This is a genomic window from Azospirillum formosense (assembly GCF_040500525.1).
GTDB lineage: Bacteria > Pseudomonadota > Alphaproteobacteria > Azospirillales > Azospirillaceae > Azospirillum > Azospirillum formosense_A.
On the sequence record NZ_CP159402.1, the window covers coordinates 2,233,453 to 2,245,187 of the forward strand.

Annotated in this window: 14 protein-coding genes; 2 read left to right on the top strand and 12 right to left on the bottom strand. The window is 67.4% G+C overall.

Going from position 1 to position 11,735, the window contains the following annotated elements:
* Position 1 precedes the first annotated feature (1 nt).
* The 10 genes from ABVN73_RS10660 to ABVN73_RS10705 all read right to left on the bottom strand — a co-directional run bounded on the left by ABVN73_RS10660 (position 2) and on the right by ABVN73_RS10705 (position 6,614).
* Entirely contained in the window at positions 2–823 is an 822-nt protein-coding gene (locus ABVN73_RS10660; protein WP_353857966.1) for a helix-turn-helix domain-containing protein, read from the bottom strand.
* Positions 820–1,239, bottom strand: a complete 420-nt coding sequence (locus tag ABVN73_RS10665) for a hypothetical protein (RefSeq protein WP_353857967.1) — start codon at positions 1,237–1,239, stop codon at positions 820–822. Before ABVN73_RS10665 ends, ABVN73_RS10660 begins: the two co-directional genes overlap by 4 nt.
* The gene (locus tag ABVN73_RS10670) at positions 1,232–1,360 is read right to left on the bottom strand and encodes a hypothetical protein (protein WP_353857968.1); all 129 of its coding nucleotides are present in this window, start codon (positions 1,358–1,360) and stop codon (positions 1,232–1,234) included. The genes ABVN73_RS10665 and ABVN73_RS10670 overlap by 8 nt, the downstream gene beginning before the upstream one ends.
* Positions 1,360–1,545 carry a hypothetical protein gene (locus ABVN73_RS10675; protein ID WP_353857969.1) on the bottom strand — a complete coding sequence of 62 codons (186 nt, stop codon included), beginning with the start codon at positions 1,543–1,545 and terminating at the stop codon, positions 1,360–1,362. Before ABVN73_RS10675 ends, ABVN73_RS10670 begins: the two co-directional genes overlap by 1 nt.
* A 116-nt stretch (positions 1,546–1,661) precedes the next feature.
* The gene (locus ABVN73_RS10680; RefSeq protein ID WP_353857970.1) at positions 1,662–2,324 is read right to left on the bottom strand and encodes a hypothetical protein; all 663 of its coding nucleotides are present in this window, start codon (positions 2,322–2,324) and stop codon (positions 1,662–1,664) included.
* A 139-nt stretch (positions 2,325–2,463) separates the two neighbouring features.
* Positions 2,464–3,702, bottom strand: a complete 1,239-nt coding sequence (locus tag ABVN73_RS10685) for an integrase arm-type DNA-binding domain-containing protein (protein ID WP_353857971.1) — start codon at positions 3,700–3,702, stop codon at positions 2,464–2,466.
* 283 nt (positions 3,703–3,985) lie between these two features.
* The gene (locus tag ABVN73_RS10690) at positions 3,986–4,321 is read right to left on the bottom strand and encodes a hypothetical protein (protein ID WP_353857972.1); all 336 of its coding nucleotides are present in this window, start codon (positions 4,319–4,321) and stop codon (positions 3,986–3,988) included.
* A 153-nt stretch (positions 4,322–4,474) separates the two neighbouring features.
* A complete protein-coding gene (locus ABVN73_RS10695) occupies positions 4,475–4,990 on the bottom strand; it encodes a hypothetical protein (RefSeq protein ID WP_353857973.1) in 516 nt (171 codons plus the stop codon).
* A 248-nt stretch (positions 4,991–5,238) separates the two neighbouring features.
* Positions 5,239–5,643, bottom strand: a complete 405-nt coding sequence (locus tag ABVN73_RS10700; RefSeq protein ID WP_353857974.1) for a hypothetical protein — start codon at positions 5,641–5,643, stop codon at positions 5,239–5,241.
* A 131-nt stretch (positions 5,644–5,774) separates the two neighbouring features.
* Entirely contained in the window at positions 5,775–6,614 is an 840-nt protein-coding gene (locus ABVN73_RS10705; RefSeq protein ID WP_353857975.1) for a universal stress protein, read from the bottom strand.
* A gap of 458 nt (positions 6,615–7,072) precedes the next feature.
* Between ABVN73_RS10705 and ABVN73_RS10710 the strand changes: the two genes are divergently transcribed.
* On the top strand, positions 7,073–8,821 hold the full coding sequence (locus tag ABVN73_RS10710) for an EAL domain-containing protein (protein ID WP_353857976.1): 1,749 nt from the start codon (positions 7,073–7,075) through the stop codon (positions 8,819–8,821).
* A 49-nt stretch (positions 8,822–8,870) separates the two neighbouring features.
* Here ABVN73_RS10710 and ABVN73_RS10715 read toward each other — a convergent pair whose 3' ends face one another.
* The gene (locus ABVN73_RS10715) at positions 8,871–9,506 is read right to left on the bottom strand and encodes a glutathione S-transferase N-terminal domain-containing protein (RefSeq protein ID WP_353857977.1); all 636 of its coding nucleotides are present in this window, start codon (positions 9,504–9,506) and stop codon (positions 8,871–8,873) included.
* Positions 9,507–9,714: 208 nt separating this feature from the next.
* Here ABVN73_RS10715 and ABVN73_RS10720 point away from each other — a divergent pair, with 208 nt between their 5' ends.
* The gene (locus ABVN73_RS10720; RefSeq protein WP_353857978.1) at positions 9,715–11,115 is read left to right on the top strand and encodes an aspartate aminotransferase family protein; all 1,401 of its coding nucleotides are present in this window, start codon (positions 9,715–9,717) and stop codon (positions 11,113–11,115) included.
* A 73-nt stretch (positions 11,116–11,188) separates the two neighbouring features.
* Here ABVN73_RS10720 and ABVN73_RS10725 read toward each other — a convergent pair whose 3' ends face one another.
* Entirely contained in the window at positions 11,189–11,590 is a 402-nt protein-coding gene (locus ABVN73_RS10725; RefSeq protein ID WP_353857979.1) for a hypothetical protein, read from the bottom strand.
* Positions 11,591–11,735: the final 145 nt, after the last annotated feature.

An 11,735-nucleotide genomic window follows, 5' to 3' on the forward strand; every position in this document is an offset into this window, starting at 1 on the left:
GTCAGCACAGTCCATCGTCCCGCCGGACCGGATCGGGCCGGCGCTGGTATTCGGTCCAGCGTTCTTGACGCAGCCACGTCACGGCCTGCGCGACGTAGCGGGGGTCCGTCCCCTGCTGGTCCACGAGCACGGCATAGTTCTCGGCGCCACGGATGATCGCTTCGGGATCGGCTCCACGCCTGACCGCGGCAGCGAACGCCTCGCGTGCCGGCTTGACGGGATTGCCGTGGTCCGCCCGGCTCGGGTAATGGTCCCTGAACTCGGCAAAGGCCGCGTCGATCTTCGCCGCCGACCCGGCCTTCTTCCGGGAGGCTGCCCCGGCTCGATGGGGTTGGCTGCCAGACGCAGCGGACGCGTGGGCCTGACCGGGAGGCGAACCGCTGGCCCCAATACCGTTGGCAGACCCAATCCCAAGCCCATCCACACCGTCTATGATGGTTCCTTGATGGTTCCTTGATGGTTCGGGTGAACGCCTGTTCAGGGGTGGGGTGAACACCTGTTCGGGGGTAGGGGTGAACACCTGTTCAGGGGTGAACGCTTGTTCAGGGGTGAACAGGCGTTCGGGGGTGCCGCAGGTGATGCGATAGACGGTCACCCCGCGCGGCCCGATCCTGACGGGGGTGATTTCCCCATCTGCCTCCAGCCGGCGCAGCAATTTCTGCACCCCACGGTTGGTCAGCCTCGCCCGTTGGGCGAGGGTGGGAACGGAAGGCCACGCCTCGAAATCTTCGTTCGCGTGGTCGGCCAGCGCCAGCAGGATCACCAGGGCGCTCCCGGTCGCCTTGGAATGCCGCCAGACCAGCTTCGAGGCGTCGAGGCTCATCGCCCACCTCCGAGGTGCCGGCGGTAAACCCGCGTAAGGGTGGCGGCCTGCCGTTCGGAAAGCGGCTTCCCCGACCTCAGCCGGTCCAGGATGGAAGAGACGAAAACGCGCTCCCAGTCGTTCAACAGGGCGGGGTTCTCCCACAGCCGGCGAGCGGCGCCCCACGAGGTGACGGGGCCTGGACGCGGCGCGGGCGCTGCCCCCTGGTGCGGGGTGGCGCCCTGCGGCGGAGCAGGCGCCGCCGTGAGCAAGGCGGTGAGGTCGTGCCAATCCGTGCCGGCGGCTGTCAGCGCGCGGGTGATTGCGGCGGCGGCGTTGACCACCTCGCCCGGCTTATCGGAACTTAGGACGGGCAGCAGCTTCGCCAGCTTCGGTGCGATCAGCCTCAACGAGGTGGGGTACGCGGGCTCACGCATCGCTGAGCCCCCCGCGCTGGATGAGCCAGTCGCCCAGCCACAGGGGGATCAGCCCCTTCATGCCGAGCCACACCACCACCGCCTTCATCCAGCGGCGGATGAAGTCGGGCGGGCGGCGCACTACTCGTCCTCCAGGCTTTCCGCCAAGGCACGGATGCTCTCCATGGTGATGAGGGTTTTGGCACCGAGTTTGACCCTCTTCAGCCGCCCCGCATTGATCAAAGCGTGCAAGGTCGTGTTGCCGATGTCGCCCAGCAAGCGGCGGGCGGTGGAACGGTCGACAAAGGACGGTTCGGGCGCGCTCATGCTTTCCTCGCAATTCGTGAAGATCCTTGCGGACTCGGAACTGCGTGATGATCGCGCATAGCCGGGAGGCTATTCGCCCCAGAAAAGTCGGCTCGATTGGGTGGTTTTATTCAGGGCTAAGGAAACAACTCGCGCGCTTTTGTGATTTTGCCTTGCAGCGTTTTGGGCTCCATTGCTCCCACGAACGGTTTAATGGTTGCGGCGATGAATGCGGGGCGACCGCGCTCTCCACCTTTGAGACGGTCAAAGGTGCGGTCTGCCTCACGGATCAAGTAAAGCTGGAGTTTGGTGTGTGGGGGTCCAAGGGGTGGTCCACCCAGGTCATTTTCTCTAAAAAGCGCGGTCCGAAGAGCGCATGTTTTCCGGTAATGCTCATACGGATTGTCCACCCTATTGGATGGGTTTTGCAGGCCGAGCAAGGACAACTCGCCAGCCGCGCGCATTACTTCCCGCCTTGTTTCAAATGACAGGTTCTCGAAGGCCAGTTCCATTTCGCGCAGTGCGCTTTCGTACCGCTGCATCTCCGCTCTTGGGTTCGGCGTCTTCCGGCTTTGGCTCGACCGTTGGTAGACTGCAAAGCGGCGCGCCGCCTTTAGGAGCGGTTCAAGGTCGGTGGGGTCGGGCGCCCCAGAAAGGTGGTTTCGAATGCGCTCCCACTCGGCAGGCGTGTACGGCCACGTTGGGTCTTCCAGAGTCCCATTGTCGATCAGCGAAATCAGATCGTTGTATTTTGCCGGCAAATCTGGAAGCCGGAGGACGGGGCGTGCGCGGCTGGACATAGTGCCCCCTGCGGGCGGCCCTGCTGGGGAAGACGGCGCGGCGGGCCGGGGCAGGGACCCGGCGTTCGGCGGCCAAACCTAGCCGCGCCTGAGGTGAAGGTCGGTGCTGCATGACACCGGGGCAAGGCCGGGCTGACAGTCACCCACGCTTGGCGCGTCCGGCCAGCGCAACCACCTTCGCCTCCTTCCCGGTGACGAGGCTATCCACATGATGAGCCCACGCCTCCAGCGCTACGCGCTTCTCGTCCCGGTACTGGTGGACGTTGTAGGTCTTCTCCAGGATGCCGCGCCCGTGGTTCAGCACCCGTTCAATCACGTCCTGGGCAACGCCGAGTCGGCCAAGCCCGGTTGCCACCGTGCGGCGGATATCGTGAAGGGTCCAGTCCTTCACGCCGCTCTCCCGGTCCAGGATCATCTTCAGGCGCTTCATGCCGGCGTAGGGCCTCTTCCCCTCCGAGTCGCACGAGAAGACAAAGGGGCCAATCTGCGAGCGCCCCTTCAGCGTTCCCGTCAGCAATTCGACCGCGGCAGCGGGAAGCGGAATTTCGTGATCGCGCCGGCCCTTGTTCCTGGCGCCGGGCAGCACCCACAGGTCGGCGCGCAACTCTACCCATGGGAGGCACCTCACTTCGTCGCGGCGCTGCCCGGTGAGGATCATCAGCTTGACGATCTGTTTGCTCGGATACGTGAGGGAGTCAGCCGCCCGCCAGATCGCGACCAATTCCACGTCCTCCAGGATACGCGCCCGTGGCGTTTCGATCTTCTTGCGCTTCTTCACCGTGGCGGCGGGGTTCACGTCGATGAAATCGCGCTCCACAGCCCAATTGAAGGCAGCCATCACCTGTGACCGCACCCGGTTGACCTGGGCGTTCAGCCCTTTCCTGTTCTGGAGGTCGTCCAGCAGTTCCACGATGTCGGCACGGCGCACCTCATCCAGCGCCTTCGTTCCGATAGCCGGGACAACATGCGCCGTGAAGAGACGGTCGGTCTGTTCCCATCGGCGCTGGTTGGCCTTGCAATAGTCGTTCACATAGCGCGTCAGCAGGTCGGCCACCGTCTTCGGGCGCTGCTCGGCACGCTTGGCCTCTTCCTCGTCACGCTTCTCCCGCTCGGGCAGATCGATGCCCTTCTTGGCGGCGCTGGTGATGGCGTGTGCACGGTCGCGGGCATCGGCAAGGGAGAAGGTCGGGTATGGCCCTATCGTCTCGACCTTGCGGCCAGCAACGCCCTTCACGCGATAGCGGACGCGCCACGACCTGGAACCTCCGGCAGAGATACGGAACTCCAAGCCGGGTTCGCGAAGGTCGGTGATCGACAGGCGCCCGGTGGCTGGGGGAGTCAGCGAACCCAACAGGGGGTCGGTGAGAAACTTCTGCATGGCATAGCTCTGGGGTCCCAACGGGGTCCCATTCTATACCGGCTTGGCACGAACGGCCACGAACCCCAACGAACTACTACCATCATGAATATCAATGAGTTATCCTATGATTTGTCATTTTCGTGAACCGCTGCGAACCGTGGAGAATGCAGAGCTTCGCGTCTCCCAGACGTGAAGCCTCCCTGTTCAACTCGCCGCTAGCCCCCTGGGTTAGTGGCAGTTTTTTTATCCGGGCTTTTTCATCCGGGACGCAGGGACGGAGCAAAGGGGAGCGGCCGGCGCGTCATCGGGCGTCGGGCAGCCGGGCGCCCTCGCGCGCGTAGATCTGGCGCGGCGTGCAGACTTCGTCGAGTTGCACCACCACGGCGCCGGGCTGGCTGTTCAAACCCACCCACGCATCGTAGCCGACGATGTCCCCGGGTATGTTGCGATACAGGCCATAGGCGAGATAGCGGACGTCGGACACCGGTATCCGCACCCCGGCGAGGGAGGAGGCGACGGCCCCGTTGCAGCGGCTCGGGCTCAGCCGGTCGAGGGCGCTCACCGCGCCGGGCTCGGGAGCGGCCTGGGGCGGCGGGCTCAGCCCGGCACAGGCGGCCACGAGGACCGCCGACGCCATGGCCCCACCCCTCAGTGACGACCGCAGACACATCGCCATTGTCCCTGTTCCGCCCGGCATCGGACGCCCCTCCCTCACGCCGTGTCCTCGCTCCATCGGCTCAACAGGCGGAAGGATGCCTTGTGCCGGGGCGTCGGCACCCAGCGCCCGGCCTCAATCCACCACTGCGATGCCCTTCGGGCGGCTCGTTTCGGTCGGCAGATGATCGGCGGACAGGACGCGCTGGTAGGTGCCGTTCGCCTGCACCATCACGCGCTGGCCGGGGGCGAAGACCGGCTCGTTGGCCGCCTGCTCCTGCACAATGGTGATGGTGCGGCCGGTGGCCAGCGTCACCACATACTCGATCCCCGTGCGGTCCGAGATCGCCTGTTCCGCCACGGCGCCGGCCACGGCGCCCACCAGCGCGCCGCCCAGGATTGCCGCCACGTTGCCGGAGCCCTTGCCGACGTTGGACATCGCAAGGCCGCCGGCGGCGGCGCCGACAAGCCCGCCGGCCCCCGTGTTCTGACCCTGGATGTCCACCGGACGGCTTGCCATCACGGTGCCGAAATCGACCGAGGTCGCGCGGCCGACGTCCCGGTGGCTGTAACGGTTCTGGCTCTGGCTGGCGCAGGCGCCGAGCGTCAGGGCCGCCACCCCCAGCACCGCCACGGCCAAGCCGCGCGTCAAGGTCCGCGGAATATAGGTTGGCCGGACATTCGTTGGCCGGGCATTCCTTGCTTGCCGAACATATGATTCTTGATTGGAGAAGGACATCGCACCCTCATGCACGCACGGCGCGGCGCCGGAAACTAGGCGCCACCGCGGCGAGCATGGCCGCGCAACAGGGTGATGTCCATGCGAGAATGCGTCGTTGCGGTGCCGATCACGGGAAGCCCGTCCCCTCCGGAGCGGCCGGCCTCAACCGGACCGGGCCGTCACCAGCCCCGGCCCGCGGACCAGCCGCCGTAGAACTGCACGCTTGGTCCCGGATAGGGGCGCGGCCCCCAATCGTTCCGCCATCCGCGATGGTGATGATGACGGGGCGGCGGCCCCCAATAGGGGGGCGGGGCGACCACGATGGGCGGCGGCGGACGGTAGCCGGGCACGACGATCACCCGGCTTCCCGGCGGCGGCACGATCACCGACGGACCGCCGTAGGGAGGACCGCCATACCAGGACCCGCGATCGCGCGGGCCGTGCGCGTCCGCCGCCGTCGGCAGAACGGCCAGCGCCAGCGCCCCGGCGATGCCCAGCACCGCCATGCGGGCCGCCGGACGGAACACCGCGGCGGCGCCCGAAGGACGCATGCGGTGGAGGAACGTGGAAATCAGCGCGCTCATGCCGGCCTTCCTTCGCAGGTCCGGCGGCGCCCGTCGACCAAAGTCCTTCGGCCGAAGCCCGGCGCCGCCACACTGGGATGAACAGGCGGCCCCGCCGGACTATTCCCAGGCGACCGGACGACCGGATGGCCTCAATGGCTCATCAGGACCGGAACCGTCATGTGCTCCAGCATGTAGCGGGTCATGCCGCCCAGCACCTGCTCGCGCAGCCGCGACCGCCCATAGGCGCCCATGACCAGCAGATCGCAAGACTCGTCGGCGACCGTGTTCAGTAGCGTGTCGCCCGGATCGATCTGGTCGGTCACGATGTGGGTGGCCTCCACCCGGCAGCCGTGGCGCGACAGGTGCTTGGCGATGTCCGCTCCAGGCTCGTCGCCGATGCCGACCGGACCGGCCTTGGGGTTGACGGCCATCACCACCACGCGCTTGGCGGCGGTCAGGATGGGCAGGGCGTCGGCCACCGCACGGGCCGCCTCGCGGCTGCCGTTCCAGGCGACCAGCACGCGCTCCCCAATGCGGGGGAAGCTGCCGGCGTAGGGCACGACGAGCAACGGACGTCCGCATTCGAACACCAGATCCTGCGGCAGGGCGATCGGGCGGTCGCGATCACGGTGCGGATCGGCCTGTCCGACCACCACCACGTCGGCGTAGCGCCCGTGCAGCGCCGCGCTGTCCGTCGGATTCCCATAGAGCGCCCGCCATTCCGAGCGGTCGGTCAGGCCGTTGCGGCGCGCCGCGTCGGTGAAGAGGGCCTCCGCCTTGGCGGCCTGGTTCTCGGTGAAACCGCGCTGCATGGCGCGCACCTCATCCGGCAGTTCGGCCTCGACATAGCCCGGCAGGGTCAGCGGCACGATGGGGTAGAGACCGGTGATGTGGCCGTCGGTGCGCGCGGCCAGTTGCGCGGCGGCATCGATTCGCGCCGCTGCGGCGGCGGTGTCGTCGACGACCACCAGCAGATCCTTGAGTGCCATGGCGATTCTCCCTCGCTCGCGCGGGTGGTGATCGTGGCGCACCACCTCTTCTCGCGCATTGGTCGAAATTATAGCCTGCGGCGGCCGGTTCTGACGACGGTCAGAATGGAGAACGCTGGCATGCCGCATCTGCGCGCCCGTCCGGTGCGGTCGCAGGCCTACGATTCAACCTTCCAATGGCCGGCGGCGGGCCGGCAACCTGTCGTGGTCCGGCGCGGATCGCCACGCGACCCGCCGGCCCGGAACACCGCCAATGCCACAAATCCAATCAACCTCCCTCAAAACATCAACCGTGATTTGCACGAATACCCGAGTATGATGGTTGGCCCGATCGTTCGGCAATTATAGTGGGGCGATGCTTTCCACCATCTTCGGCGGCTTTGGTTTTGACGGGCGGGCATTCTTTCGCGTAAGTGTTGATCGTGGATTTCCCAACGGTGTCTCGACCATTCCCGCCCATGAAGCCGGACCCTCATCTCGCCTCGCTTGCCGCAGCCCTGTCCGGCACCGTTTCCGGGGCTCCGGCGCTCGACACCCTGCGGCAACTTCTCGACGTCATGCCGGCGATGGTCGGCCTGCTCGACACGCAGCGGCGGCACCTCTACGCCAACCAGGCGTATCTGGATTACATGGGCCGCACGCTGGACACCCTCATCGGGACCACGGTGGGCGACATCCTGGGACCGGAAACGCAGCGCAACAACAGCGCCGCGGTTGAGCGGGCGCTCGACGGCGAGACGGTGCAGGTGGAGGGCTGGCTTCCCCGGTCCAACGGCGGCAACGACTATGTGATGCGGGTGCACGCGCCCTACCGCGACCCGGACGGCACCATCGCCGGCTATTTCGTCATCATGCAGAACATGACGGAGCGGCGGCGCACCCAGGACGACCTCTTCCGGCTGGCCTACTACGACCCGGTGACGGGCCTGGCGAACCGGCTGCTGCTGGTCAAGCACATGGCCGATTTCCACGCGATGGGGGAACCCTTCACGGTGGTGATCGTGGACTTCGACCGCTTCGTCGACGTGCGCACCAGCCTGGGCCAGGGCTTCGCCAACGAGATCCTGACCGACGTCGCCACGCGGCTGAGCGTGCGGGCCGGGTCGGTCGACCTGATCGCCCGCATCAGCGACCACGCCTTCGCGCTGCTGATCGGCGGCACGCAGGACCCGCTGGCGGTGGAGGAGCGGCTGTCCACCATCGCGTCGCTGGTCCGCTCCGCCAAGACGGCGTCGGGCGCCTCGGTCTTCCTGTCGGCCAGCATCGGCGTCGCCGCCTCCTGCGACACCCACACCCGGCCGGAGGACGTGCTGCGCGACGCGGAGATCGCCACCGGCCGCGCCCGCGAGCAGGGTGGCGGGCGCCACGCCTGGTTCGATCCGGCCATGCACGCCCGCGTCGTCGAGCAGGTGCGGCTGGAGCACGACCTGCGGCGCGCGCTGGAGCGCGGCGAGGAGCTGTGGGTCGCCTACCAGCCGATCGTCGAGATGGTCACCGGCGGGCTGGCCGGGTTCGAGGCGCTGGTGCGCTGGAACCATCCGGAGCGCGGCAACATCCCGCCCGGCGTCTTCATCCCCATCGCCGAGAGCACCGGCCTGATCGTCACGCTGGGCGCCTGGGTGCTGCGCGAGGCGTGCCGGCAGATCGCCGTCTGGCAGGACCAGCGCCTGCCCGGTTCCGCCAACCTGTTCATGAGCATCAACCTGTCCACCCGCCAGCTGAACGACCCCGACATGGTCGCGCTGGTGCGCGAGGTGCTGCGCGAGACCGGGGCCGAGCCGTCCTGGATCAAGCTGGAGATCACCGAAAGCGCGGTCATGGAAAAGGCCGAGCAGTCGATCCGTCTGCTGCAGACCCTGCGCGGGCTGGGCATCAAGATGTCCATCGACGATTTCGGCACCGGCTATTCGTCGCTCTCCTACCTGCACAAGCTACCCATCGACAGCCTGAAGGTGGACCGGTCCTTCGTCATGGCCATGCACCAGTCGGAGGAAAACCGCGCCATCGTCCGCATCATCATGGATCTGGCGCGGCTTCTCGGCTTCGACGTCATCGCCGAGGGCATCGAGACGAGCGCCGACGCCAACCTGCTGCGCGCGCTCGCCTGCGACTATGGGCAAGGCTACCATTTCGCCCGCCCGATGCCCGCCGCCGACGCCGACCGGCTGGTCGGGGCCGAGCATCTTCCCTGGCAGGTGCCGCGCTGAGCGGCTGATGCCGCTCCGCTTTCAAGACGGAGCGGCATTCCTCCTCCACTCAATAATAAGGGGCGCCGAGCCCTTCGGCTTCGAACGCCGCCTGGACCGCGGGGCGATCCAGCACGCGGGCGAGGTAGGGGCCGAGGTTGGGCAGGCCGCGCGCCGGGCTGCCCATGAAGCGGGTCCAGCGGGCCAGCATGAACAGGTAGGGGTCGACGACGCTGTAGCGGTCGCCCAGGAACCACGCCTTGTCCCCCAGTTCGCGGTCCAGGAGCGTGAAGCGCTCCAGCAGCCGCGCCTCCGCCATCGCCTTGACCGAGGCCTGCGCCTCCGCCCCTTCGGCGTGACGCTCCGGGTAGAAATAGACCAGCATGTCGGCCTGGATGGTGTTGGTCAGGAAAACCAGCCACTGGTAGAAACGCGCGCGCTCCGCCGTGCCGGGCGTGGGGGCCAGCCCGGCGGCCGGGTGCGAATCGGCGAGGTGCAGGCAGATCGCCGCCGCCTCGAACAGCACCAGATCGCCATCGACCAGCGTCGGCACCCGTCCGTTGGGGTTCAGCCGCAGATAGTCCGGCGCCTTGTGCGCGGCGGCGGCGCGGTCCAGCAGGACCAGTTCGAAAGGCAGCCCGATCTCGCGCAGCAGGATGTGCGGCGCCATCGACGCGCTGCTCGGCATTCCATACAAGGTGATCATCTATCCCCTTTCCTTCCGAAATTCCGGAGCCTGCGCCACGGGGCCGGGCGCCATGCAGGATGGGAATGCCCGCCCCACCCCCCGATTCTCCGTCTTTGTCAGGAGGGCCAACCATGCCTATGATCGGGAGCGCCGTTTAACATTTTCAACAGCGGCGGACCAGCACCGGCAACGACCGACTCCGGCAGCGAACACAGGGATAGAGATCATGACCGAACAGGGCGTCGCGGCGACTGAAAATTTTGGCGCAGGAAACTCCGCCGCCAGCCGCGACAAGGCGTATTTCCTCCACCCCTACACCAACCTGCACGCGCACGAGACCCAGGGCCCGCTGATCATCGAGCGGGGCGAGGGCGTGCGGGTCTTCGACGACAGCGGCAAGGAATACATCGAGGGCCTGGCCAGCCTGTGGTGCGTGTCGCTGGGCTGGGGTGAGGAGCGCCTTGTCGAGGCCGCCACCCGCCAGATGCGCAAGCTGCCGACTTACCACGTCTTCGGCCACAAGAGCCACGAGCCGGGCATCAATCTGGCCGAGCGGCTGATCAAGCTGGCCCCGGTGCCGATGTCCAAGGTGTTCTTCGCCAACTCCGGGTCGGAGGCGAACGACACGGCCGTCAAGCTGGTCTGGTACTACAACAACGCGCTGGGCCGTCCCGAGAAGAAGAAGATCCTGTCGCGCGTGAAGGCCTATCACGGCGTCACCGTGGCGACGGCCAGCCTGACCGGGCTGGTGAACAACCACCGCGACTTCGACCTGCCGATCGCGCGCATCCACCACACCGACTGTCCGCACCACTACCGCTTCGCCGAGCCGGGCGAGAGCGAGGAGGATTTCGCGACCCGTCTGGCGGAAAGCCTGGAGGCGCTGATCCTGGCCGAGGGGCCGGAGACCATCGCCGCCATGTTCGCCGAGCCGGTGATGGGCGCCGGCGGCGTCATCGTGCCGCCCGCGACCTACTTCGCGAAGATCCAGCCGATCCTGAAGAAGTACGACATCCTCCTGGTCGCCGACGAGGTGATCTGCGGCTTCGGGCGCACCGGCAATTTCTGGGGCAGCCAGACCATGGGCATGCAGCCGGACATCGTGACCTGCGCCAAGCAGCTGTCCTCCGGCTATCTGCCGATCTCCGCCGTGATGGTGTCGGACGCGGTCTATCGGGCCTGCGTCGAGGAGAGCAAGAAGATCGGCACCTTCGGCCACGGCTACACCTACTCCGCCCATCCGGTGGCGGCGGCGGTGGCGATCGAGACGCTGAAGATCTACGAGGAGCGGGATCTGGTCGGCCATGTCCAGGCCGTCGCCCCGCTGTTCCAGCGCCGGCTGAAGGCCCTGGCCGACCACCCGCTGGTCGGCGAGGCGCGCGGCGTCGGGCTGATCGGCGCCCTCGAGCTGGTGGCCGACAAGGAGACCAAGACGCCGTTCGATCCGGTGGGCCGGGCCGGCGCCGTGGTGAACGGGCTGAGCCAGGAGAACGGCCTGATCATCCGCGCCATGGGCGACAGCGTGGCGGTCTGCCCGCCGCTGGTCATCGGCGAGGAGGACATCAACCTGATGTTCGACCGCCTGACCACGGCGCTGGACGCCGCGATCCCCGTCCTGCGCGGCTGACGGCCGGTTCCGCGACAATGAAGGGCCGCCCCGCCGTCCGGCGCGGGCGGCCCTTTTCGTTCCGAGGCGGCGTTCAGGAGCGGGCGGTGTTGATGACGTGCGACGAGACCGGGACGCCCGCCGCCTCCGCGTCGCGGATCAGCGCATCGGCGGTCGGCCAGACCATGCGCCCGTTCAGCTGCACCAGCGTGTCCTCGCGCACGGCCATGTAGCCGCCCACGCTGGCCATGAAGATCAGACGCGCCAGACGCGCCGCCGGCGGCGCGGACCCGGCGGGCGGCGGCGCGCCGTCGGCGCGGGCCGGCGACGGCACGGCGGGACGCCGCGGCAGGGACGGCGCCGGAGACACCGCGGCGGCGGAAGCCGGGCGGAAGGGGATGACCCTGCTCCCGCCGGAGGCGATGGCGCCACCGCCCAGCTCCGAACCAGACACCCGGCGGCCTCGCGCGCTGTCGAAGGTCAGAACGGCATTCATGGCGCAACACTCCTCGTCAACGTCTTGAGTGAATGCTCTCACCTTCCCTTGTGAGCGTCCATATCACCTTGTTCGTAAAAGAACTCAACAAAGGTATTCGGCGCATCCGGACAGCATAGCCGGCAGACTTTGCGGTCCGTTATAC

What these genes read in the sequence shown, in the direction of transcription:
- ABVN73_RS10705 (WP_353857975.1), bottom strand. Translation starts at nt 6,614, where the DNA reads ATGGCACTCAAGGATCTGCTGGTGGTCGTCGACGACACCGCCGCCGCA.
- ABVN73_RS10720 (WP_353857978.1), top strand. Translation starts at nt 9,715, where the DNA reads ATGACCGAACAGGGCGTCGCGGCGACTGAAAATTTTGGCGCAGGAAAC.
- ABVN73_RS10710 (WP_353857976.1), top strand. Translation starts at nt 7,073, where the DNA reads ATGAAGCCGGACCCTCATCTCGCCTCGCTTGCCGCAGCCCTGTCCGGC.
- ABVN73_RS10725 (WP_353857979.1), bottom strand. Translation starts at nt 11,590, where the DNA reads ATGAATGCCGTTCTGACCTTCGACAGCGCGCGAGGCCGCCGGGTGTCT.
- ABVN73_RS10685 (WP_353857971.1), bottom strand. Translation starts at nt 3,702, where the DNA reads ATGCAGAAGTTTCTCACCGACCCCCTGTTGGGTTCGCTGACTCCCCCA.
- ABVN73_RS10690 (WP_353857972.1), bottom strand. Translation starts at nt 4,321, where the DNA reads ATGGCGTCGGCGGTCCTCGTGGCCGCCTGTGCCGGGCTGAGCCCGCCG.
- ABVN73_RS10715 (WP_353857977.1), bottom strand. Translation starts at nt 9,506, where the DNA reads ATGATCACCTTGTATGGAATGCCGAGCAGCGCGTCGATGGCGCCGCAC.
- ABVN73_RS10700 (WP_353857974.1), bottom strand. Translation starts at nt 5,643, where the DNA reads ATGAGCGCGCTGATTTCCACGTTCCTCCACCGCATGCGTCCTTCGGGC.
- ABVN73_RS10665 (WP_353857967.1), bottom strand. Translation starts at nt 1,239, where the DNA reads ATGCGTGAGCCCGCGTACCCCACCTCGTTGAGGCTGATCGCACCGAAG.
- ABVN73_RS10675 (WP_353857969.1), bottom strand. Translation starts at nt 1,545, where the DNA reads ATGAGCGCGCCCGAACCGTCCTTTGTCGACCGTTCCACCGCCCGCCGC.
- ABVN73_RS10660 (WP_353857966.1), bottom strand. Translation starts at nt 823, where the DNA reads ATGAGCCTCGACGCCTCGAAGCTGGTCTGGCGGCATTCCAAGGCGACC.
- ABVN73_RS10680 (WP_353857970.1), bottom strand. Translation starts at nt 2,324, where the DNA reads ATGTCCAGCCGCGCACGCCCCGTCCTCCGGCTTCCAGATTTGCCGGCA.